This is a genomic window from Rhodanobacter sp. Root561, assembly GCF_001427365.1.
In the GTDB taxonomy this organism is placed as follows: domain Bacteria; phylum Pseudomonadota; class Gammaproteobacteria; order Xanthomonadales; family Rhodanobacteraceae; genus Rhodanobacter.
Window position 1 is genome coordinate 1,324,883 of record NZ_LMGH01000001.1, and the last position, 21,432, is coordinate 1,346,314.

Genomic DNA, 21,432 nt, shown 5'->3' on the forward strand with positions numbered 1-21,432 from the left:
CACCGGTTCAAGGCTCAAACTGCGCCCATGCTAATCTCGAGGGCTGTTTGTTGATCACGAGGAGCCCTCATGCCGTCGCCGCTGTTGCGTTCGTTGTATCCCGAAATCGAGCCGTTCGACAGCGGCATGCTGCGGGTGTCGCCGCTGCACACCTTGTACTACGAGCAGAGCGGCAACCCGAACGGCAAGCCGGTGGTGTTCCTGCACGGCGGCCCGGGCGGCGGCACGAATCCGAAATGCAGGCGCTTCTTCGATCCGGCGATCTACCGCATCGTGCTGTTCGACCAGCGCGGCTGCGGCAAGTCCACGCCGCATGCCGAGCTCACCGACAACACTACCTGGGACCTGGTCGCCGATATCGAGCGCGTGCGCGAGCACCTGGGCATCGGCCGCTGGCAGGTGTTCGGCGGATCGTGGGGTTCGACCCTGGCGCTGGCCTACGCGCAGACGCATCCGGACAAGGTCACCGAACTGGTGCTGCGCGGCATCTTCATGCTGCGCCGTGCCGAGCTGGAATGGTTCTACCAGAAGGGCTGTGACGCGCTGTACCCGGACGCGTGGGAAACCTATCTCGCCGCGATACCCGAAGTCGAACGCGGCGACCTGATGAGCGCCTACCATCGCCGCCTGACCAGCGAGGACGCGAAAATCCGTACGGACGCGGCGCGTGCGTGGTCGGTATGGGAGGGCGCCACCAGCTTCCTGTGGCAGGACAAGTCGCACATCGAATCCAGTGCCGAGGACGAGTTCGCACTGGCGTTCGCCCGCATCGAATGCCATTACTTCGTCAATGGCGGCTTCTTCGAGCACGACGACCAGCTGCTGCGCAACGTCGACCGCGTCCGCAACATCCCGGCGGTGATCGTGCAGGGGCGTTACGACGTGGTCTGTCCGCTGCGCAGCGCTTGGGACCTGCACCGCGCCTGGCCGGAGGCCGAGCTGCACATCGTGCAGGACGCCGGCCACTCCGCCTTCGAGCCGGGCATCCTGCACGAACTGGTGGAGGCGACCGACCGCTTCGGCAGTCGGGCGGCATAGGCGCTCATCATGCCCTCTCTCCGTCGGGGAGAGGCAGGGTGAGGGGTTGGGTTGGCGAAAAGTTGATCGAAGTTCTCTTGGCAACCCAAAGCCGGCGGGCGGTGCCCGCCCCACCGGGCGGCCGGGTCAGTCGTTCGCTGGCAGCTGCTTGGTGCCGAAGATCTTGTCCCCGGCGTCGCCGAGGCCGGGCAGGATGTAGCCGTTCTCGTTGAGGCGCTGGTCGATCGAGGCGGTGTAGATCTCGATGTCGGGGTGGGCCGCGGTGATGCGGTCCAGGCCTTCCGGCGCGGCGACCAGGAACAGCCCCTTGATGCGCTTGCAGCCGGCAGCTTTCAGCATGTCGACGGTGGCGACCAGGGTGCCGGCGGTGGCCAGCATCGGGTCGACGATCAGCGCGATGCGCTCGTCCATGCGGCCGGTGAGTTTCTCGTAATAGGTGACCGGCTTCAGTGTCTGTTCGTCGCGTTGCAGGCCGACCACGCTGACCTTGGCCGCGGGGATCAGGTCGAGCACGCCCGGCAGCATGCCCAGGCCGGCGCGCAGGATCGGCACGATGGTGATCTTCCGGCCCTTGATCCGGTGAACCTTGATCGGCCCGGCCCAGCCCTCGATCTCTTCCTCGACGGTTTCCAGGTCCTTGGTGGCCTCATAGGTCAGCAAGGCGGCGACTTCGGAGGCCAGCTCGCGGAATTCCTTGGTGCTGATGCCGGCGCGGCGCATCAGGCCCAGCTTGTGCTGGATCAGCGGGTGGCGGACTTCGACGATCTTCATGGGCAAAGGCTTCAATGGCAGGCGCGTGGCGCAACAACCAGTGAGCTTAACGAAGCGCCGCTGCCCACGCACGCATGCTGCGTGGACAGCGGCGGGGCAGGCGTCAATGCGTGGAAGGGGCGGCGTCGCTCTTCAGGCAGCTGCTCATGAAGGTCTTGCGCTCGGCACCTTTGAGCGCCTTGGTCTTGGCGTCGGCGTTGCAGGTCTTCATCTTTTCCTGCTGGGCGGCCCTGGCCGACGGTGCTGCCGCCGCGCTGTGACCTTTCAGGCAGGAGCTCATGAATGCCTTGCGGTCGTCGCCCTTCTTGCCGGTGGCCTGCTTGTTGCAGTCCGCCATGCGCTGCTGTTGCGCGGTGCGCGGCTTGGCCGGCGCGGCGGTGGCCGCTTGCGGCGTGGCGGCGAAGGTCGCGCCGGCGAAGGCGAAGGCAGCACTGATTGCGAGCAGACGTAGTGACATCGACATCGTTGAGTCCTCCCTGGGTAACCGGCGGCTGCCGGCTCGGGCAGTCTAGGCAGGGAATCTCCTTCGCGTCTGCAGGCAAGATCTTGCGTGCATGAAGTATTCAGCTGAAGCGCCTTGTCGTGCCTGGCCGGCACCGGCGTGGGCGGATGGCTGCACCAGTCCGCAAAAAGACGAGGCCGCGCCGGACAAGCCGGCGCGGCCTCGAAGTCCACGGAAAGTACGCTCAGGCGGCTTCGGCCTTGGCCTTGCGCGGTCCTTCCAGCAGTGCCTTGCGCACGTGGGACACGATCAGGTCGATCTCCGCGCTGGTCACCTTGAAGTGCGGGGTGAAGCGCAGCGAGTTGGTGCCGCCGTGGATCACGCCGACGCCGTGCTCGCGCATGTATTCCTCGGTCGAGTCGGCGCCGTAGCACTTGTACTCGGGCGCCAGCTCGCAGGAGAACAGCAGGCCGGTGCCCTGCACCTTGGTGATCAGGCCGCCCAGCTCGTTCTTCAGCGCGTTGAGCTTGTCGACGAATTCCTTGCCGCGCTCGCGGATGTTGCTGCGCACCTCGTCGCTGAGCTCGCCCAGGGTAGCCAGCGCCACGTCCAGCGCGCGCGGGTTGGCGGTCATGGTGTTGCCGTAGATGCCCTTGCGGTACAGCGCGGCGGTGTGTTCGGTGACGGCCAGCACCGACAGCGGATACTGCCCGGCGTTGAGCGCCTTGGAGAAGGTTTCCATGTCCGGCGGCGGCAGGCCCTCGAAGCCGGGGTAGTCGACGAAGGACAGCACGCCGTGTGCGCGCAGGCCGGCCTGGATCGAGTCGATCAGCAGCAGGCTGCCGTGGGCGGAGGTGAGCTCACGCGCCGCCTTGTAGAACTCGGCGGTCACCGCGCGGCCGGGGTCGCCTTCGCCCATCACCGGCTCCAGGAACATCGCCTCGATGAACCAGCCGTGCTTGTCCGCGTCGGCGAAGGCAGCTTCAAGCTGGGCCACGTCGTACGGCGCCACCGTGATCACGCTGTCCTCGTGGCGGTAGCTGGCCAGGTTCTGCTGGTAGGCCTTGCGGCTGGAATCGGAGTACAGCGCCGGCTTTTCGGTGCGGCCGTGGAAGGCGCCCTTCACCGCCAGTCGCTTGATCGTGCGGCCGGCATAACGACCGCCTTCGTCGGTCATCGCCTTGGCGTTGACGTCCGCGATGCGGCAGGCCAGGGTGACCGACTCGGAACCGGAGTTGAGGCACATGTAGCTCGTGTACGGGCTGCCGCCGCGGCTGCGGCCGAGTTCCTTGTCCAGCGCCCTGGTGAACTGCAACTGCGCCACGCTGGGCGACATCACGTTGGCCATCACCTGCGGGCGGCCCAGCGCGGCGAGGATCGCCGCGTCGTTGTGGCCGAAACCGAGCATGCCGTAGCCGCCGTTGTCGTGCACCACGGCACCCTTCAGGGTGACGATCCACGGGCCGCGCGCCGCGGCCGGCAGGTACGGGTTGATCGCGTCATCGGGATAGAAGTTGACGAAGCCCGCCTGCGCCTGGGCCAGCTGTTCGGCTTCGTCGAGCTTGAGGAAATCCGCCAGGTCGGCACGCAATTCATGATGGCGGGCGACCGCTTCGGCAATCGCCTGGGCCAGCAGCGGATCGTTCGCCGCCATGCGTTCGATGCTGGCGTCGTCCAGGCCGGTGGTACGCGGCTTGCCGCCGAAATCGCGCAGTTCGCGCAGCTGGTTGATCACACCCATGATGAATCCTCCGTAGCTCCGCCAGGCGGCACGCATGGCCGGATGGCAGATTGGTGAATGCGTGGCGAAAAACGCGAGCGTCTGCGTTTTTCCAATGACTTCAGTCGTTTGAGATCGCCGCACGGGGGCTTTCAGGGCGGCCTTATCCCTCACAGGATACCTTGGCCGGTCAGCCGCCGTAACCCCCGGGGCCGGGTGACGGCTGTCATCCCGGATGGCTGACGAGGGCGACTGCCGCCAGCCGGCGGCGGCGCGCAGCATGCACGACACTGGAGGATTTCCCATGCCGCATGCCGAAAAACCGATCGCCCGCCTCGCCGGCGCCGTCAAACGTTATGGCTCGCTCACCGCGCTGGACGGCGCCGAGCTGCAGGTCCACCCGGGCGAGCTGCTGGCTCTGCTTGGCCCCAATGGCGCCGGCAAGACCACCGCCATCGCCTTGCTGCTGGGCCTGATCCGCGCCGACGCCGGCAGCGTGCAACTGTTCGGCGGGGACCCGCAGGCGATCGAGCCGCGCCGCCGCATCGGCGTGATGCTGCAGCACGCCGAGCTGCCGCCGACGCTGCGCGTGGGCGAGCTGCTGCGACTTACCGCCAGCTACTACCCGAACCCCCGTTCGCTGCAGGAATCGGCTGCGCTGGCAGGCATCGGCGACCTGCTCAAGCGTCCTTACGCGAAACTTTCCGGCGGCCAGCAGCGGCGCGTGCAGTTCGCGCTGGCGCTGTGCGGCCGGCCCGAGCTGCTGTTCCTGGACGAGCCCACCGTGGGCATGGACATCGATGCGCGGCAGAAGCTGTGGGCGGCGATCCGCCAGCTGATCGATGAAGGCTGCGCGGTGCTGCTGACCACGCATTACCTGGAGGAAGCCGAGGCGCTGGCCGACCGGGTCTGCGTGATGTCACACGGCAAGGTCATCCACGAGGGCACGGTGGAAACGCTGCGCGCCCGGGTGGCGCAGAAGCGCATCCGTTGCCGCACCACGCTGCCGGCCGAGCTGATCCGCGACTGGCCCGGGATCGGCGAGGTCCGCCAGGAAAATGGACGCACCTACATCGTCACCGCCGAAGCGGAGCCGCTGGTGCGGCGCCTGCTGGAAGCCGATCCGCAGCTGGACGAGCTGGAAGTGCAGCGCGCCGGCCTGGCCGAGGCGTTCACCGAACTGACCCGCGATGCCGACGAGGCATCGACCAATCCGCAGCGCGAGGCCGCCTGAGATGGACATCGTGATGACTGACGCACCTGTTTCGTTTCCCCCGACCATGTCGCGACGCCGCGTGTTCGGCGCCTATCTGGAGGAGGCCCGCAGCGAATGCCTGCGCTACATGCGCAACCCGAGCTTCATGCTGCCGATCATGCTGTTCCCGGCGATGTTCTACCTGCTGTTCGGCGTGCTGATGGCGAGGTCCAATGGTGCCGATGCGGCTCGCTATCTGCTGGCCAGCTATGGCGTGTTCGGCGTGATGAGCCCGGGCCTTTTCGGCTTCGGCGTGTCGCTGGCACTGGAACGCGACACCGGCCTGCTGACCTTCAAGCGTGCGCTGCCGATGCCGCCCGGTGCCTACCTGATCGGCAAGATGATCATGGCGATGGCCGCCGCCGCCGGAGTGATCGTGTTGTTGCTGACGATGGCCCTCACCCTGGGTCATGTGACGCTGGCCGCGTCGCAGGCCGCCGCCCTGCTGCTGGTCGGCGTGCTCGGCGTGTTGCCGTTCTGTGCGCTGGGCATGTTCGTGGGCACGTTGTTCAAGGGGCAGGGCGCGCCGGGCGTGCTGCAGCTGATCTACCTGCCGATGTCGTTCATGTCCGGCCTGTGGTTCCCGCTGCCGATGCTGCCGAAGTTCCTGCAGCAGATCGCGCCGATCTGGCCGAGCTATCACCTGGACAGGCTGGCGCTGGCGGCGGTCGGCATGAACACGCAGCCACTGCTGGGTCACGCGTTGGTGCTGCTGGCTTTCGCCGCCGGCTTCCTGCTGCTGGCCGCGCGGCGCCTGCGCTGGCACGGTTGAAGTAGCATGCGATGCAGTCCGCAACCTCAGCGAAACGACACGCCATGACCCCCGCCTTCATCGCCCGATGGTTCGTCCCGGCCCCGGATTCCGCCGTGGCCGACGACCTGCGCCGCGGCAAGTCGCCTTGGGCCGACAGCGTGCATCTGTTGTGGTCGCTGTGGATCTTCATCACGCCGCTGTTCGACCATGGTCTGCGTGGTTACACGATGACCTGGCTGCTGTTCACGCTGGCCTCGTATCCGCTGTTCCTGCTGCTGTTTGCCAGGGTGCAGCTGGCTTCGCGGCGAACCGCTCATTTCTATGCATGGGGCATGGCGTTGCTGTGTTTTGGCCTGATGCGCTGGTACCCCAGCGGTCTGAGCTATTTCGTGTACGCCTGCGTGATGCTCAGCCATTGCGAAAGGCGAACGTTCCGCAGCTACGTCCTTCAGGTATTGGCGCTCAATGCCCTTTATCTGGCGATGGCATGGTGGATCGGCTACCCGACCACCTTGCTGGTGATCATGCCAGTCACCGTATTCGTGATCTGCACCATCGTCACCGTCGAGCAGCTCCACAAGGAAAAGGATGCCGCGCTCAGTCTTTCCCATGACGAGGTGCGCCGGCTTGCGGCCACCGCGGAGCGCGAGCGGATCGGTCGCGACCTGCACGACCTGCTGGGTCACACGCTGTCGTTGATCACGCTGAAGCTGGAGTTGTCGCGCAAGCTGTTCGACCGCGACGTCGAGGCAGCGAAGCGTGAAGTGGAAGAGGCCGAAAAAGTTGCGCGGCATGCATTGGCCGAAGTGCGCAGCGCCGTCACCGGCATCCGCGCCACCGACCTGGCGGCGGAACTCGCCTCGGCGCGACTGCTGCTGGAATCGTCGCGCGTGCACCTGGAATACAACGCCCCGTCGATCGACATGCCGGCCGAGATCGAGCGCGGCCTTTCGCTGGTGCTGCGCGAGGCGGTGACCAATATTGCCCGGCATGCGGCAGCCAGCTGCGTGCAGATCGAGCTGCGCCGCGAACACGCGGCCGTCTGCATGCAGGTCAGCGACAACGGTCGCGGTGGCATCGCCGCCGATGGCAACGGCATCAGCGGCATGCGCGAGCGCGTGCGCGCCCTGGGTGGAACCCTGGAGGTGCAATCGCCGCTCGGCGGCGGCACGCAGTTGCGGGTGATCGTGCCGGTGCCCGTGCTGCGCCTGGTCGAGCCGACGCGCGCGACACCGGCAGCCACGCCGGCGCAGACCAGCTCCGGTTATCCTGCGGCCTGATCGGCCACCGCGCCGGTTTTCCCTTTCGTACAGACAGGCAAACCCATGATTCGTGTGTTGCTGGCCGAAGACCAGGCGATGGTGCGCGGCGCGCTTTCGGCCCTGCTCAAGCTGGAGTCGGATATCGACGTGCTCGGTTCGGCGGCGGACGGCGAGGCGGCGTGGCGCGACATCCAGAAGCACAAGCCCGACGTGCTGGTCACCGACATCGAGATGCCCGGGCTGACCGGGCTGGAGCTGGCCCAGCGCATCCAGCGGCAGGAGTTGCCGATCAAGGTGGTGATCGTCACCACCTTCGCCCGCCCTGGTTTCCTGCGCCGCGCGCTGGACGCCGGCGTATCCGGTTATCTGCTGAAGGATGCGCCGGCCGAGAACCTGGCCGAGGCACTGCGCACCGTGCATCGCGGCGGTCGCGCCATCGACCCGCAACTGGCGCTGGAGGCGTGGTCGGAAGCCGATCCGCTGAACGATCGCGAGCGCCAGGTATTGCGCCTGGCCGGTGAAGGGCAATCGGCCGGCGACATCGCCGCGCAATTGAATCTGTCGCATGGCACCGTGCGCAATTATCTTTCCGAGGCGATCGGCAAACTCGGTGTGGCCAATCGCATCGAGGCTTATCGACTGGCACGGCAGAAAGGCTGGTTATAGGAATTATTCGGGTATTCGACAAAATCGCTTGCACTCCAAAAATAATCCGCGTATTGTTCGCGTCCTTCGCCATCCGGCGATAATCCGATGAAGAAACTTTCCATGTCATTCCGCCTCGTTCCCACAAACAAGCCAGGCATGTCGCGCGACTATCGCGACGCAGGCCTGTTTGCGCGCGATGAAAGGCACGACCTGGCAACCGCTTTCCGATAATCGACTGATCCCTGCGCGGAGATCGGTCACCCCGATCTCCCGAGGCAACGCGAACGCCCTCGGGTCGCCATACCCGGGGGCGTTTTGTTTTGGCGTTCGCCGGGGATGCGCATGCATCGAACCACCTTGCAGGAATTCGCTACGCCCTGAAGCATCCGGCTCGTTCAGCCGAGGCAGGGGCACGGCTGCAGACCGGCGCATGTGCGCTGCGTCCCGATGCTTCGGCGCGGGCTGTGTGCGGATCGGATTCCACACGAACAGGGTCTTCATCGACCCGTACGAATGCCCGGTTGGCGACAGCCGGGCATACGGAACATCAGCCACAAGGGCTTTCAGCGGCGCGGGTTCCCAAGACCCGCCCGGTGCGCGCGGCTCTGCCGGCAGCGTATGCCGGGGCCTGCGGGGAGATGTTCCGCGATGACGTTGGCTCAGCGGTAGAGCGGCAGCGAAAGCTGCAGGTCGCCGGTTCGAATCCGGCACGTCAGCCACTGGATAGCTCAGATGGGTAGAGCATCGGTCTCATAAACCGAGTGTCGCGGGTTCGACTCCCGCTCCAAAACCATGACCTGTCACGTCATGACACCAGGAACGAAAGTTCCGACCAGGAAACGCCTCGTGTGGAACGCGGCACGCCCGTCAGGGATGAGGGCGGATCGAATGACGCAGCGAGGATCGAGCCGGGCCGGCCCCCTGAAGGCGGACGGTCGGTCGTCGAACGACATCGCGGCAAGGCATCGCCGTGACCAGCCGATGACCGACTCTCCTCCGAAGCGTGCGGGCTTCGCGGGATCAATAGTCAAGAGGCGTTTCCGCCTTTTTCAATAAAGCTTGCGGTTATTCAAGATAATCGCGTGTTTATCCCGGAAGGGAGGGGTGATTGCACCCCGAAGTAAATCACGGCCCGTATCGATCCGGCGGCCCTGATTCATTCAATACGGATCGAAACAAGGAATATCGACAAGGAGTATCGCCATGTTCTGGCTCAAGCAAATCGTGATCGGCGACGGCGAGCGCGGTCTGCTGTATCGCAACCGTCGTTTCGAGCGCGTGCTGTCGCCGGGCGTCCATCGCCTGTTCGACCCGCGCAAGCGCATCGCCGTGACAGTGCACAACCTCACCCGCCCGGAATACGCCGGCAGCGATGCCGAGGTGTTGATGGCGCAGATGGACGGCCCGCTGGCCGAGTGCTTCCTGGTGGCCGACATCGGCACCGACCAGGTCGGTCTGGTGCTGAAGAACGGCAAGCTGGAAGACGTGCTGGCGCCGGGTACGCGCAAGCTGTACTGGAAGGGCATCGTGCCGGTCGAGGTGCAGGCGGTCTCGCTGGTGGAAACGCTGGAGATCGATGCACACGTGGCCAGTCGTCTGCGTCAGCTGGGCGTGCTCGGCAAGGTGGCGGTGACGGTGGACGTGCCGGTGGAATCGACGGGCCTGCTGTTCGTCGACAACAAGCTGGTGCGCACGCTGGCGCCGGGTGCCTGGGCGTTCTGGAATTTCCGGAAGAACGTGGCGGCGGAGGTGATCGAGCTGCGCGTGCAGTCGCTGGAAGTGTCGGGCCAGGAACTGCTGACCCGCGACAAGGTGAGCCTGCGGGTGAACCTGGCCGCCAGCCTGCGCGTGACCGATCCGGTCGCCGCGCGCACGAAGGTGGCCAAGTACGGCGACTACCTCTATCGCGAGCTGCAGTACGGCCTGCGCAAGGCGGTGTCCGGCAAGACGCTGGACGAGCTGCTGGGCGACAAGGCCTCGCTGGATGCGGACATCTTCGCCTACGTACGCGGCCGTGTCGTCGAGCTGGGCATCGAGGTGCTCGGCGTGGGCGTCAAGGACGTGATCCTGCCGGGCGAGATGAAGGACATCCTCAACAGCGTGGTGCAGGCGGAGAAAGCGGCCCAGGCCAACGTGATCCGCCGGCGCGAGGAAGCGAACGCCACCCGTTCGCTGCTCAACACCGCGCGGCTGATCGAGGAAAGTCCGGTGCTGATGCGTCTGAAGGAGCTGGAGGCCTTGGAAAAGGTCACCGAGAAGATCGACAAGCTGACCGTGTTCGGCGGCCTGGACGGCGTGCTGAACCAGCTGGTGAGTTTGAAGGCATAAATTCGTGCGAAGCATCCCGCTCTTTCGCTCGTCATCCCGGCGCAGGCCGGGATCCTGCGACTCAAGGCACTGGATTCCAGCTTGCGCTGGAATGACGGTGAGGGGCGGCGATGCTTTCGCACCATTCAAAGGCAAGAAATCATGAGCAACCAACAGTACGAACTGCTGCACGCCGAAGGCAGCGCCACGCCGATCAAGGGCTGGGTGCACGGCGTGCCGCTGGAAGATTCGGCGAAGCAGCAGCTGCGCAACATCGCCACGCTGCCGTTCGTCGGTCCGTGGGTCGCGGTGATGCCGGACGTGCATCTGGGCAAGGGCGCCACGGTGGGTTCGGTGGTGCCGACCCGGGGCGCGATCATCCCGGCCGCGGTCGGCGTTGACATCGGCTGCGGCATGGCCGCGGTGCGGACCACGCTGCGTGCCAGCGACCTGCCGGACAACCTGGCCCAGCTGCGCTCCAGCATCGAGCGCGGCGTGCCGGTCGGCAACGGCCGTGGCGGCGAGCATGGCAAGCCGTCGGACAGCATCCACACGATGCTGGTCGAATCCCGGCTGGCCGAGCGGCTGGAGGCGATCAAGGCGAAGCACCGCAAGATCCGCACCGACAAGGTCGACCGGCAACTAGGCACGCTTGGCGGCGGCAACCACTTCATCGAGGTCTGCCTGGACGAATCGGGCGCGGTGTGGGTGATGCTGCACTCCGGTTCGCGCGGCACCGGCAACCTGATCGGCAGCTACTTCATCCAGCGGGCGCGCGAGGAGCTGGCGCAGCGCGTGCTGGGCTTCGACCTGCCGGACAAGGATCTCGCGTTCTTCATGGAAGGCGAGCCGCTGTTCGACGACTACGTCGAAGCAGTGTCCTGGGCGCAGGATTACGCCCGGGCCAACCGCGAGGCGATGATGGCGCGGGTGCTGGCCGAGATGCGCCACCGGCTGCCGAAGTTCCAGCTGGAACAGATGGCGGTGAACTGCCACCACAACTACGTGCAGAAGGAGACGCACGGTGGCGAGGAACTGCTGGTGACCCGCAAGGGCGCGGTGAGCGCCCGCGCCGGCGAGCTCGGCATCATCCCGGGCAGCATGGGCACGTGCAGCTACATCGTGCGCGGCAAGGGCGACCCGGACAGCTTCCACAGCTGCAGCCACGGCGCGGGCCGGGTGATGAGCCGTACCGTGGCGCGCCAGCAGATCACCCTGGCCCAGCATCGGGAAGCCACCGCCCACGTCGAATGCCGCAAGGACGCGGCAGTGATCGACGAGTCGCCGGCGGCGTACAAGTCGATCGACGCGGTGATGGCCGCGCAGACCGACCTGGTCGAGGTGGTGCACACGCTGCGCCAGGTGCTGTGCGTGAAGGGATGAGCGCTGCCCCGCGAGGGGCGGCGTTTTTTTGCGCGCGTGCCCCGGTGCGCCTGCTGCGGGATAATGTCCCGTTTCCCGATGCCGGCCACACCTGCCTTGAAGAAGTCCGATTTCGATTTTGAACTGCCACCTGAGCTGATCGCCCAAGCCCCGCTGCCCGAACGCTCGGCCAGCCGGATGCTGCTGCTCGACGTGGTGGCGCAGTCGCGGGAAGACCGCATGTTCCGCGAACTGCCGGACTTCCTGCGGCCGGGCGACCTGCTGGTGTTCAACGACACCCGCGTGATTCCGGCGCGGCTGTACGGGCGCAAGGACACCGGCGGCGCGGTGGAGATCATGCTGGAACGCGTCACCGGCGCGCACGAGGCCATCGCCCAGCTCGGCGTCAGCAAGAAGCCGAAGGAGGGCGGCCGGATCGAGCTGGCCGACGGCAGTCACGCGGTGGTGCTGGGTCGCGAGGAGGGCTTCTTCCGGCTGCGTTTCGAGGCACCGGAACCGCTGGAAAAATTGCTGCTGAAACTGGGCGAGATGCCGCTGCCCCCGTACATCGAGCGCCACGCGGACGCCAGCGACATGGAGCGCTACCAGACCGTGTTCGCCCGCGAACCCGGCGCGGTGGCGGCGCCGACCGCGGGCCTGCACTTCGACGAGGCGACCCTGGCCCGGCTGCGCGAGCGGGGCGTCGAGTTCGGTTACGTCACCCTGCACGTGGGCGCGGGCACGTTCCAGCCGGTGCGTGCGGATGATCTGAAAGACCATCACATGCATACCGAGTGGCTCAACGTCGGGGCGCACCTGATCGGCCAGATCCGCCGCACCCGCGCGAACGGCGGGCGGGTGATCGCGGTGGGCACCACCGTGGTGCGCGCGCTGGAAAGCGCCAGCAAGGACGGCGAACTGCATCCGTTCGCCGGCGAGACGCAGATCTTCATCTTCCCCGGCTACCGCTTCAGCAGCATCGACGGCCTGCTCACCAACTTCCACCTGCCGCAGTCGACCCTGCTGATGCTGGTCTCGGCGCTGGCCGGGCGCGAGTACATGCTCGACGCGTATCGCCACGCGGTGGAGCAGCGGTACCGGTTCTTCTCGTATGGCGATTCGATGCTGATCCTGCCGAAGGGCGTCTAAACCCGCGATAATGGCCGGATGACTTCCCCCCAGTTCAACGTTCACGCCACCGACGGCGCCGCCCGCCGCGGCCGCCTGACTTTCGCCCGTGGCACGATCGAGACACCGGCCTTCATGCCGGTGGGCACCTATGGTTCGGTCAAGGCGATGACCCCGCGCGACGTCACCGAGACCGGCGCCGAGATCATCCTGGGCAACACGTTCCACCTGTTCCTGCGGCCGGGGCTGGAGATCGTCGAGAAGTTCGGCGGGCTGCACCGCTTCATCGGTTGGGACAAGCCGATCCTCACCGACTCCGGCGGCTTCCAGGTGTTCTCGCTGGCGCACAAGCGCAAGATCACCGAGGAGGGCGTGACGTTCGCCTCGCCGGTCGACGGTTCGAAGGTGTTCCTGTCGCCGGAAGTGTCGATGCAGATCCAGAAGACCCTGGATTCGGACATCGCGATGATCTTCGACGAGTGCACGCCGTATCCGGCCACCGAGAAGGTGGCGTCCGACTCGATGGAACTCTCGCTGCGCTGGGCCGCGCGTTCGCGCCGCGCCTTCGACGACCTGAAGAACCCCAACTCGCTGTTCGGCATCGTGCAGGGCAGCGTTTACGAGAACCTGCGCCAGCGTTCGGCCGCGGGCCTGATCGACATCGGCTTCGATGGCTACGCGGTCGGCGGCCTGGCGGTGGGCGAGCCGGAGGCCGAACGCAACCACGCGCTGGACTTCACCGTGCCGCTGCTGCCGGTGGACAAGCCGCGCTACCTGATGGGCGTGGGTCGGCCGGAGGACATCGTCGAGGCGGTGCGCCGCGGCATCGACATGTTCGATTGCGTGATGCCCACGCGCAACGCCCGCAACGGCTTCCTGTTCACCGCCGAGGGCACGCTGCGTATCCGCAACGCCAAGTACGCCACCGACACGGCGGTGATCGAGGAAGGCTGCGACTGCTACAGCTGCAGCAACGGCTTCAGCCGCGCCTACCTGCGCCATCTTGACCGCTGCAACGAGATCCTCGGCAGCCAGCTGGCCACCATGCACAACCTGCGCTATTACCAGCGGCTGATGGCCGGGCTGCGCGAGGCGATCGCCGGACAGGCTTTGCAAGCGTTCGTGGCGGAGTTCTACGCCCGTCGCCGGGTAGCCGGGACGGGGTCAGAGTCACTTTTCGCAGGCGAAAAGTGACCCTGACCCCTTGAAGGACCCCTCGCGGCCGCTGCCGTGCACGCTCCGGGGGTGCATGGCATAATCGGGAATCTTTTCCCAGGCGTTCTGTCGAAAACCTCGACAACGCCCAGACTTGCGAGACAAACCCATGAGTTTTCCGATCTCCCCCGTGCTGGCCCAGGCCGCGGCTCCGCAGCCCGCCGGCGGCGGCATGTCCATGATCATCATGATGGTGGTGCTGTTCGGCCTGATGTATTTCATGATGATCCGTCCGCAGGCGAAGCGGCAGAAGGAGCATCGTGCGCTGATCGCCGGCCTGGCCAAGGGCGACGAAGTGGTCACCAACGGCGGCATCGCCGGACGGGTGGACGAAGTGGGCGAGACCTTCATCACCGTCGAGATCGCCAGCAACGTCAAGGTGAAGGTGCAGAAGGGCGCGGTGCAGCAGGTGTTGCCCAAGGGCTCGCTGAAATCCGTCTGAAGAAGTACCGGACGCCGCCAGGGGGCCTGGGCGGCGACTTGCAACGTGGCCATTCCCGATTGTTGCTACCGCCGCGGCCTGGTGCCGCGGCTTTGATGGATGCAAGGCATGAGTGATTTTCCTCGCTGGAAGTACGCGCTGGTCGCGCTGGTGATGTTGTGCGGCGTGATCTACGCGCTGCCGAACGCCTTCCCGCCGGTGCCGGCGGTACAGGTCACCGCGAACCGCGATGCGCCGCCGATCAACACCGCCTTCCAGCAGAAGGTGGAAGCCGGGCTGAGGGCGAAGAAGATCGCCGTGAACGAGGTCTTCGTGGAAGGCGACCACCTGCTGGTGACGTTCGCCAACTCCGACGTGCAGAAGACCGGCTCCGACGAGATCAAGGCGCTGGTGGGCGACGGCTACACGGTCGCGTTCAAGCTGCAGTCCAACGTGCCGCACTGGCTGGGCGTGATCGGTGCCCGCTCGATGCCGCTGGGCCTGGACTTGCAGGGTGGCGTGCACTTCCTGATGCAGGTCGACCAGAAGGACGTCATCGAGAAGCAGGAAAACAGCTACGCCGATGACGTGCGCAGCCTGTTGCGCCAGAAGAACATCCGCTACGAGTCGGTCACCCGCAGCGCGGTCAATGGCCAGGGCATCTCGGTGATCCTGCGCTCGGCCGACGACCGCAAGACCGCGTCCGACGCGATCGCCAACGAATACACCGACCTCAACGTGTCCGACGGCGCCAGCACCGGCGACCGCTTCATGCTGAAGGTGACGGTCAAGCCGGAAAAGCTGCGCGAACTGGCCCGCGGTGCGATCACCCAGAACCTGGGCACGCTGCGCAACCGCATCAACGCGCTGGGCGTGTCCGAGCCGCTGATCCAGCAGCAGGGCGACAGCCGCATCGTGGTCGAGCTGGCCGGCGTGCAGGACCCGACCGAAGCGAAGAAACTGATCGGCGCGGTGGCCACCCTGCAGTACCGCCCCGGCATCGGCCAGCCCGGCGACGCGCGTGCGGTGGAAGCGGCGCGCACCGGCAACATCCCGCCGGATGCCAACCTGTATTACATGCGCGGCGACAACCGGCCGGTGCTCGTCAGCAAGCAGATCATCGTGACCGGCAACCAGCTGATCGACGCCTCTTCCGGCATCGACCAGAACAGCGGCACGCCGAAGGTCGACGTGACCCTGAACGCCGCCGGCGCCCGCAAGATGGGCGACTTCACCAACGCCAATGTCGGCAAGCCGATGGCAGTGGTGTACGTGGAGCAGGTCTACGAGACCAAGGTCGTCGACGGCAAGGAAGTGCGCGTGCCCAAGATCACCGAGACGGTGATCAACGACGCGACCATCCAGGGCGCCTTCAGCAAGCAGTTCCAGACCAGCGGCCTGGGCAGTCCGAAAGAGGCATCCGACCTGGCCCTGCTGCTCAAGGGCGGCGCGCTGGCCGCACCGATGGACATCGTCGAGGAGGGCGTCATCGGCGCCAGCCTCGGCCAGGACAACATCGACAAGGGCTTCAAGGCGGTGCTGCTGGGCCTGGCGCTGGTGCTGCTGGCCGCGGCGATCTACTACAAGCTGTTCGGCCTGGTGGCAGACATCGCGTTGTTCTTCAACCTGGTGATCCTGGTGGCGGTGATGTCGCTGATCGGCGTCACCCTGACCATGCCCGGCGTGGCCGGCATCGTGCTGACCCTGGGCATGGCGATCGATGCGAACGTGCTGATCTGCGAACGCGTGCGTGAGGAACTGCGCAACGGCTCCAGTCCGCACGCCTCGATCCGCGCCGGTTACGAGAAGGCCTGGTCGACCATTCTGGATGCGAATGTCACCCACCTGATCGCGGCGCTGGCACTGACCACGATGGGTACCGGTGCGATCAAGGGCTTCGGCGTGACCCTGCTGATCGGCATCCTGACTTCGCTGTTCACCTCGGTGACGTTGACGCACGCGTTCACCGCGGCGATCCACGGCCATCGCAAGCTCAAGACGCTGTCGGTCTAAGGAATCCCCATGGAAATTTTCAATCACGACAGCAATATCCACTTCCTGGGGATGCGCAAGTACACCGTGGCCATCGCCATCTTCCTGATGGTGGCCTCGATTGGCCTGATCGCGTTCAAGGGTCTCAACTACGGCCTGGACTTCACCGGCGGCGTGTCGATGGTCGTCGACTACGAAAAGTCGGTGGAAATCGCCGATGTGCGTGGCGCGCTGGAGAAGGGCGGCATCCACAATGCGATGGTGCAGAGCCTGGGCGGTACCCGTGAGGTATCGATCCGTCTGCAGCCCAAGGATGATCCGGGCGCCGTCGATGCCGCCGGCAAGTTCAACCTCGACAAGATCGCCGCCGACGTGGTCAAGGTGCTGCACGTGGCCCGCCCGGACGCGAAGCTGAAGAGCCGCGACTACGTCAGCGCCCAGGTCGGCCAGGAATTGCGCAGCGACGGTACGGTGGCCGCCGTGTTCGTGATCCTCGGCATCATGGCCTACCTGTGGATCCGCTTCGAGCGTCGCTTCGCGATTGCGGCGGTGGCCACCGAAGTCCATGACACCCTGGTCACCCTGGGCATCCTGGCGCTGGTCCAGCGCGAGTTCGACATGACCGTGCTGGCCTCGGTGCTGGCGGTGATCGGTTACTCGATCAACGACAAGGTGGTGGTGTTCGACCGCATCCGCGAACTGTTCCGCCTGGCGCGCAAGGCCGAGCCGGAGGAAATCCTCAACCGCTCGATCAACAACACGCTGTCGCGCACCATCATCACCTCGCTGTTCACCGGCATCACCATGGGTGCGCTGTACTTCTTCGGTGGCACCGCGGTGCATGGCTTCGCCGTCACCATGCTGATCGGCATCGTGGTCGGCACGCTGTCCTCGATCTTCGTCGCCAGTCCGATCCTGCTGTGGCTGGGCGTGTCGAAGAAGGACCTGATGCCGGTGACCAAGGAAAATCCGGAGCTGGCGCGGCGCCCCTGAACCAACCATCGCTCGCGTTGCGAGCGATTCCAAATGGTCTTCCCCTGCATGCAGGGGAAGATGCCCGCAGGGCAGATGGGGTAGCTCCCAGTCGAAGCGAGAATCCGCTTTCTTCACGTGCCCGCAGGGTAGCCGAACGAAAACGGCCCGGTGCAATCCGGGCCGTTTTTTTGCATGAGACGCGCCTCACCTTACCCCCGTAACCCGTCCTCCAGCTCCGCCAGCCGCTCCGGCGTACCCACATCGGTCCACGCGCCCCGATGGTGCGTACCGGCGATCTGCCCCCGCGCCATCGCCGCCTCCAGCAACGGCCGCAGCTTGAACCGTGGCGGCTTCGCGTCGGCACCCGCTGCGGCACCGACCGCCCCGGCCCAGTCGTCCAGCAACTCGCGGCGGAACACGCCGATGCCGCTGTAGGTCAGCCGGGGTTCGCCGTCGCCGTGGACCTGTCCCGTCGCGTCCAGCCGGAAATCGCCGCCGGGATGATGCGCGGGATTGTCCGTCAACAGCAGATGCACAAGGCCGCGAGGCTCGGCGGGCAGCCGGCCGAAGTCGGCGTCGCACCATACGTCGCCGCTCACCACCAGGAACGGCTCGTTGCCCAGCAGCGGCAGCGCGTTCAGCATGCCGCCACCGGTTTCCAGCGGTATCGGCCCTTCGTAGGCGTAGCGGATGCGCAGGCCCCAGCGCGAGCCGTCGCCCAGTGCCTCGGGAAACTGTTCGGCGAGATGCGAGGTGTTGATCACCACGTAGTTCACGCCGGCGGCGGCAAGCTTCTCCAGATGCCACGCGATCAGCGGCTTGCCGCCGACACGGAGCAGCGGCTTGGGCGTGTGATCGGTCAACGGGCGCATGCGCTCGCCGAGGCCGGCGGCAAAGATCAGCGCGTGCCTCATGCCGCTGCCGCCTGGCGCAGGTCGCATGCGCCGACCTGGCGTTGCAGGAAGGCCACGAAGTCGGCCAGCTCGGGGTAACGCGCCGCCACCTCGATCACGTAGTCGTACACGCGGGGCAGGTCGTCGAGATAGCCGGACTTGCCGTCGCGGTAGTACAGCCGGCAGAAGATGCCCAGCACCTTGATGTGCCGCTGCAGGCCGATCAGGTCGAACCAGCGCAGGAAGCGTTCGCGACTGACCGCCGGTTCGATCAGGCCGGCGCCGAGCAGACGCAGGCGATGGCCTTCGGCCCAGGCCTCGACCCGCGCGCGGTCCCACACGATGTAGCAGTCGCGCAGCAGCGAGGCGAGGTCGTAGGTGATCGGCCCGTGCAGCGCGCCCTGGAAGTCGATGATGCCCGGGTTGTCGTGCGCGGTGATCAGCAGGTTGCGGCTGTGGTAGTCGCGATGTACGAAGCAGCGCGGCTGCTCCAGTGCGCTTTTCAGCAGCACGGTGAAGGCCGATTCCAGCACGTCCCATTCCTCGCATTCGGGAGTGCAGCCGAGGTGCCGGCGCAGGAACCACTCCGGCATGATCTCCAGTTCGCGTTGCAGGAAGGCATGGTCGTACGCAGGCAGGCCGTTCGTGTCCGCCTCGCGCTGCATGCGCAGCAAAGCTTCCAGCGCGTCGCCGTACAGCGCGTCCACTGTGTCGTTGTTCAATGCGGGCAGGTAGAGCCGCGAGCCGAGATCCTCGATCAGCAGCAGGCCCTGTTCGAGATCGTGCGCCCGCACCTGTGGCACGTGCAGCCCGGCGGCGGACAGGCGCGCGCCGATTTCCAGCCACGGGCGCGGGTCCTCCTGCGCCGGCGGCGAATCCATCACGATCCAGCTCTGGCCGGCATGCTGCGTGCGCCAGTAGCTGCGGAAGCTGGCGTCGGCCGAGGCGGGTTCGAGGGTCAGCGAGGCATCGTCGAGGACGCTTCGGGTCCAGGCAAGGCGGGTGGTGGCGCGGTCGGCGATCGGGGTCATGGCAACGCTGGGCTACAAGAGAATTCCAGCTTAGCGAGCCGCTGCCGTCGTGACGAGACGGCGGGGCTTTATTGACCTCGATGGCTCTAATCAGTACCATTTCAGTCCTGATTCAAACCCGTTCCGAGCGCCCCATGCTCCGCGTCAGCCGACTGACCGATTACGCCACCGTGGTGATGACCTGCATCGCTGCGCACCCGACCGAGGTGCTTAGCGCGGTGCAGATCGCCGACGAGACGCGGCTGGAGCTGCCCACCGTGAGCAAGTTGCTGAAGGCGCTGGGCCACGCCGCCCTGGTCGAGTCGTTCCGCGGCGTCAATGGCGGCTACCGGCTGGCGCGCGCGGCTGCCGACATTTCGCTGGTCGAGATCGTCGAGGCGATCGAAGGCCCGATCGGCATGACCGAATGCAGCATGGCCGAAGGCCAGTGCGATCGCGAGGCGCAGTGCGGCGTGCGCGGCAGCTGGCAACTGGTCAACAACGTGCTGGACAACGCGCTGCGCGCGGTCAGCCTGGCCGACATGCTGAAGCCGCAACCGCCGCGGCCGTCGCGACGGATCGCCGCCGTGGCCATCAGCGACATCGCGATGCCGGCCAAATCCCGCCGGGTCACCACCGAATGAACGAGATCATGAACGAGCAGAGCAGCACCGCCACCGCGTTGCGCGACAACGCCGCCGTTGCCGAGGCACTGGGCCGCAGCTACAGCGCCGGCTTCGTCACCCAGATCGAGATGACCGGCCTGCCGCCCGGCCTGGACGAGGACACCGTGCGCGCGATCTCGGCGGTCAAGGGCGAACCGGAGTGGATGACGAACTGGCGGCTGGACGCTTTTCGCCATTGGCTGACCATGCCCAAGCCCGACTGGGCCAAGCTCAACATCGATCCGATCGACTACCAGGCGATCAGCTACTACGCCGCGCCCAAGAAGCAGCCCAAGTCGCTGGACGAAGTCGATCCGGCCCTGCTGGAAACCTACGAGAAACTGGGCATTCCCCTGCACGAGCGCGCCGCGCTGGCCGGCGTGGCGGTGGATGCGGTGTTCGACTCGGTCTCGGTCGGCACCACCTTCCGCAAGCAGCTGGCCGACGCCGGCGTGCTGTTCTGCTCGATGAGCGAGGCGATCCGCGAGTATCCCGGGATCGTGCAGAAATACCTGGGCAGCGTGGTGCCCACCGGCGACAACTTCTTCGCGGCGCTGAACTCGGCGGTGTTCTCCGACGGCAGCTTCGTGTTCATTCCGAAAGGCGTGCGCTGCCCGATGGAACTGAGCACGTATTTCCGCATCAACGCGCAGAACACCGGCCAGTTCGAGCGCACCCTGATCGTGGCCGAGGAGGGCGCCCACGTGTCCTACCTCGAAGGCTGCACCGCACCGAAGCGCGACGAGAACCAGCTGCACGCGGCGGTGGTCGAGCTGGTGGCGCTGGAGAAGGCGCAGATCAAGTATTCCACCGTGCAGAACTGGTACCCCGGCGACGAAAACGGCGTGGGCGGCATCTACAACTTCGTGACCAAGCGCGGCGACTGCCGCGGCGACGATTCGAAGATCAGCTGGACCCAGGTCGAAACCGGTTCGGCGATCACCTGGAAATACCCGTCCGTCGTGCTGCGCGGTGATCGTTCGGTGGGCGAGTTCTACTCCGTCGCGCTGACCCATCACTTCCAGCAGGCCGACACCGGCACCAAGATGATCCACCTCGGCAAGCACACCAAGTCGAAGATCGTCTCCAAGGGCATCAGCGCCGGCAGGAGTTCCAACAGCTACCGCGGCCTGGTGAAGATGGAGAAGGGCGCCGAGGGCGCGCGCAACTACACCCAGTGCGACAGCCTGCTGATCGGCAAGCAGTGCGGCGCCCACACCTTCCCGTACATGGAAGTGAAGAATCCCAGCGCCATCGTCGAGCACGAGGCGACCACCTCGAAGATCTCCGACGAGCAGATGTTCTACTGCCGCAGCCGCGGCATCGCCGAGGAAGACGCCGTGTCGATGATCGTCGACGGCTTCTGCAAGCAGGTCTTCCGTGAACTGCCGATGGAGTTCGCGGTGGAGGCGAAGAAGCTGCTTGAGGTGTCGCTGGAAGGTGCGGTGGGTTAGAGCAGGGAATCGGGAGTAGGGAATAGTAAAAGCCCCGTTCCCGCTCCCTTCCAGACTGCCGCGTCGCCTGCTTTTTTCTATTCCCCATTCCCCATTCCCCATTCCCCATTCCCGGCTCAA

Annotated in this window: 19 protein-coding genes and 2 tRNA genes; 16 read left to right on the top strand and 5 right to left on the bottom strand. The window is 66.0% G+C overall.

Translation table 11 applies throughout. The features are described 5' to 3' along the window. Positions 1–69 precede the first annotated feature (69 nt). Entirely contained in the window at positions 70–1,038 is a 969-nt protein-coding gene (pip, locus tag ASD55_RS05755; protein ID WP_056764261.1) for a prolyl aminopeptidase, read from the top strand. Between the two features lie 126 nt (positions 1,039–1,164). Here the strand turns inward: pip and upp are convergent, their stop codons facing one another. The 3 genes from upp to ASD55_RS05770 all read right to left on the bottom strand — a co-directional run bounded on the left by upp (position 1,165) and on the right by ASD55_RS05770 (position 3,992). Then, entirely contained in the window at positions 1,165–1,809 is a 645-nt protein-coding gene (upp, locus tag ASD55_RS05760) for a uracil phosphoribosyltransferase (protein ID WP_056764263.1), read from the bottom strand. Positions 1,810–1,912: 103 nt separating this feature from the next. Beyond that, complete coding sequence (locus ASD55_RS05765) at positions 1,913–2,272, bottom strand: PsiF family protein (protein WP_056717934.1); 360 nt, start codon at positions 2,270–2,272, stop codon at positions 1,913–1,915. 223 nt (positions 2,273–2,495) lie between these two features. After that, positions 2,496–3,992 carry an aminotransferase class III-fold pyridoxal phosphate-dependent enzyme gene (locus ASD55_RS05770; RefSeq protein ID WP_056764512.1) on the bottom strand — a complete coding sequence of 499 codons (1,497 nt, stop codon included), beginning with the start codon at positions 3,990–3,992 and terminating at the stop codon, positions 2,496–2,498. A gap of 283 nt (positions 3,993–4,275) precedes the next feature. On the opposite strand from ASD55_RS05770, the gene ASD55_RS05775 reads away from it, so the two are divergent. The 13 genes from ASD55_RS05775 (at position 4,276) to secF (ending at position 17,308) form a co-directional block, all read left to right on the top strand. Continuing rightward, complete coding sequence (locus ASD55_RS05775) at positions 4,276–5,205, top strand: ABC transporter ATP-binding protein (protein ID WP_056764513.1); 930 nt, start codon at positions 4,276–4,278, stop codon at positions 5,203–5,205. A gap of 13 nt (positions 5,206–5,218) precedes the next feature. Further along, entirely contained in the window at positions 5,219–5,998 is a 780-nt protein-coding gene (locus ASD55_RS05780; RefSeq protein ID WP_056764516.1) for an ABC transporter permease, read from the top strand. Between the two features lie 44 nt (positions 5,999–6,042). Then, entirely contained in the window at positions 6,043–7,260 is a 1,218-nt protein-coding gene (locus ASD55_RS05785) for a sensor histidine kinase (RefSeq protein ID WP_056764265.1), read from the top strand. A 45-nt stretch (positions 7,261–7,305) separates the two neighbouring features. After that, positions 7,306–7,908, top strand: coding sequence for a response regulator transcription factor (locus tag ASD55_RS05790; protein WP_056764267.1), 603 nt, complete (start codon positions 7,306–7,308; stop codon positions 7,906–7,908). A gap of 631 nt (positions 7,909–8,539) precedes the next feature. Continuing rightward, positions 8,540–8,609: transfer RNA gene (locus ASD55_RS05795), tRNA-OTHER, on the top strand. Continuing rightward, positions 8,610–8,679: transfer RNA gene (locus tag ASD55_RS05800), tRNA-Met, on the top strand. It abuts the tRNA gene before it with no gap. Positions 8,680–9,093: 414 nt separating this feature from the next. Beyond that, complete coding sequence (locus tag ASD55_RS05805; RefSeq protein ID WP_056764270.1) at positions 9,094–10,218, top strand: slipin family protein; 1,125 nt, start codon at positions 9,094–9,096, stop codon at positions 10,216–10,218. A 138-nt stretch (positions 10,219–10,356) separates the two neighbouring features. Next, the gene (locus ASD55_RS05810; RefSeq protein ID WP_200946087.1) at positions 10,357–11,580 is read left to right on the top strand and encodes an RtcB family protein; all 1,224 of its coding nucleotides are present in this window, start codon (positions 10,357–10,359) and stop codon (positions 11,578–11,580) included. Positions 11,581–11,643: 63 nt separating this feature from the next. Continuing rightward, the gene (queA, locus tag ASD55_RS05815; RefSeq protein WP_235577723.1) at positions 11,644–12,708 is read left to right on the top strand and encodes a tRNA preQ1(34) S-adenosylmethionine ribosyltransferase-isomerase QueA; all 1,065 of its coding nucleotides are present in this window, start codon (positions 11,644–11,646) and stop codon (positions 12,706–12,708) included. Between the two features lie 18 nt (positions 12,709–12,726). Continuing rightward, a complete protein-coding gene (gene tgt, locus ASD55_RS05820) occupies positions 12,727–13,881 on the top strand; it encodes a tRNA guanosine(34) transglycosylase Tgt (protein ID WP_056764276.1) in 1,155 nt (384 codons plus the stop codon). A gap of 130 nt (positions 13,882–14,011) precedes the next feature. Next, positions 14,012–14,344: a preprotein translocase subunit YajC gene (gene yajC / locus ASD55_RS05825; protein ID WP_007804525.1), complete on the top strand. Its 333-nt coding sequence runs from the start codon at positions 14,012–14,014 to the stop codon at positions 14,342–14,344. Positions 14,345–14,452: 108 nt separating this feature from the next. Then, a complete protein-coding gene (gene secD, locus ASD55_RS05830) occupies positions 14,453–16,336 on the top strand; it encodes a protein translocase subunit SecD (protein WP_056764278.1) in 1,884 nt (627 codons plus the stop codon). Positions 16,337–16,345: 9 nt separating this feature from the next. Then, positions 16,346–17,308, top strand: a complete 963-nt coding sequence (secF, locus tag ASD55_RS05835) for a protein translocase subunit SecF (protein WP_056717925.1) — start codon at positions 16,346–16,348, stop codon at positions 17,306–17,308. A gap of 191 nt (positions 17,309–17,499) precedes the next feature. On the opposite strand, the gene murU is transcribed toward secF, so the two are convergent. Together murU and ASD55_RS05845 are read right to left on the bottom strand one after the other, a co-directional pair. Next, on the bottom strand, positions 17,500–18,204 hold the full coding sequence (murU, locus tag ASD55_RS05840; protein WP_056764280.1) for an N-acetylmuramate alpha-1-phosphate uridylyltransferase MurU: 705 nt from the start codon (positions 18,202–18,204) through the stop codon (positions 17,500–17,502). Next, positions 18,201–19,214 (bottom strand): phosphotransferase, encoded by a 1,014-nt coding sequence (locus ASD55_RS05845; protein ID WP_056764282.1) that lies wholly within the window; start codon positions 19,212–19,214, stop codon positions 18,201–18,203. The genes murU and ASD55_RS05845 overlap by 4 nt, the downstream gene beginning before the upstream one ends. Positions 19,215–19,348: 134 nt before the next feature. Between ASD55_RS05845 and ASD55_RS05850 the strand changes: the two genes are divergently transcribed. Further along, complete coding sequence (locus ASD55_RS05850; RefSeq protein ID WP_007804535.1) at positions 19,349–19,837, top strand: SUF system Fe-S cluster assembly regulator; 489 nt, start codon at positions 19,349–19,351, stop codon at positions 19,835–19,837. Between the two features lie 8 nt (positions 19,838–19,845). Then, positions 19,846–21,312 carry a Fe-S cluster assembly protein SufB gene (gene sufB / locus ASD55_RS05855; RefSeq protein ID WP_200946058.1) on the top strand — a complete coding sequence of 489 codons (1,467 nt, stop codon included), beginning with the start codon at positions 19,846–19,848 and terminating at the stop codon, positions 21,310–21,312. Positions 21,313–21,432: the final 120 nt, after the last annotated feature.

Excerpts from the sequence above, each read along its gene's own strand:
- pip (WP_056764261.1), top strand. The coding sequence starts at position 70 with ATGCCGTCGCCGCTGTTGCGTTCGTTGTATCCCGAAATCGAGCCGTTC.
- upp (WP_056764263.1), bottom strand. The coding sequence starts at position 1,809 with ATGAAGATCGTCGAAGTCCGCCACCCGCTGATCCAGCACAAGCTGGGC.
- ASD55_RS05765 (WP_056717934.1), bottom strand. The coding sequence starts at position 2,272 with ATGTCGATGTCACTACGTCTGCTCGCAATCAGTGCTGCCTTCGCCTTC.
- ASD55_RS05770 (WP_056764512.1), bottom strand. The coding sequence starts at position 3,992 with ATGGGTGTGATCAACCAGCTGCGCGAACTGCGCGATTTCGGCGGCAAG.
- ASD55_RS05775 (WP_056764513.1), top strand. The coding sequence starts at position 4,276 with ATGCCGCATGCCGAAAAACCGATCGCCCGCCTCGCCGGCGCCGTCAAA.
- ASD55_RS05780 (WP_056764516.1), top strand. The coding sequence starts at position 5,219 with ATGACTGACGCACCTGTTTCGTTTCCCCCGACCATGTCGCGACGCCGC.
- ASD55_RS05785 (WP_056764265.1), top strand. The coding sequence starts at position 6,043 with ATGACCCCCGCCTTCATCGCCCGATGGTTCGTCCCGGCCCCGGATTCC.
- ASD55_RS05790 (WP_056764267.1), top strand. The coding sequence starts at position 7,306 with ATGATTCGTGTGTTGCTGGCCGAAGACCAGGCGATGGTGCGCGGCGCG.
- ASD55_RS05805 (WP_056764270.1), top strand. The coding sequence starts at position 9,094 with ATGTTCTGGCTCAAGCAAATCGTGATCGGCGACGGCGAGCGCGGTCTG.
- queA (WP_235577723.1), top strand. The coding sequence starts at position 11,644 with ATGTCCCGTTTCCCGATGCCGGCCACACCTGCCTTGAAGAAGTCCGAT.
- tgt (WP_056764276.1), top strand. The coding sequence starts at position 12,727 with ATGACTTCCCCCCAGTTCAACGTTCACGCCACCGACGGCGCCGCCCGC.
- yajC (WP_007804525.1), top strand. The coding sequence starts at position 14,012 with ATGAGTTTTCCGATCTCCCCCGTGCTGGCCCAGGCCGCGGCTCCGCAG.
- secD (WP_056764278.1), top strand. The coding sequence starts at position 14,453 with ATGAGTGATTTTCCTCGCTGGAAGTACGCGCTGGTCGCGCTGGTGATG.
- secF (WP_056717925.1), top strand. The coding sequence starts at position 16,346 with ATGGAAATTTTCAATCACGACAGCAATATCCACTTCCTGGGGATGCGC.
- murU (WP_056764280.1), bottom strand. The coding sequence starts at position 18,204 with ATGAGGCACGCGCTGATCTTTGCCGCCGGCCTCGGCGAGCGCATGCGC.
- ASD55_RS05845 (WP_056764282.1), bottom strand. The coding sequence starts at position 19,214 with ATGACCCCGATCGCCGACCGCGCCACCACCCGCCTTGCCTGGACCCGA.
- ASD55_RS05850 (WP_007804535.1), top strand. The coding sequence starts at position 19,349 with ATGCTCCGCGTCAGCCGACTGACCGATTACGCCACCGTGGTGATGACC.
- sufB (WP_200946058.1), top strand. The coding sequence starts at position 19,846 with ATGAACGAGCAGAGCAGCACCGCCACCGCGTTGCGCGACAACGCCGCC.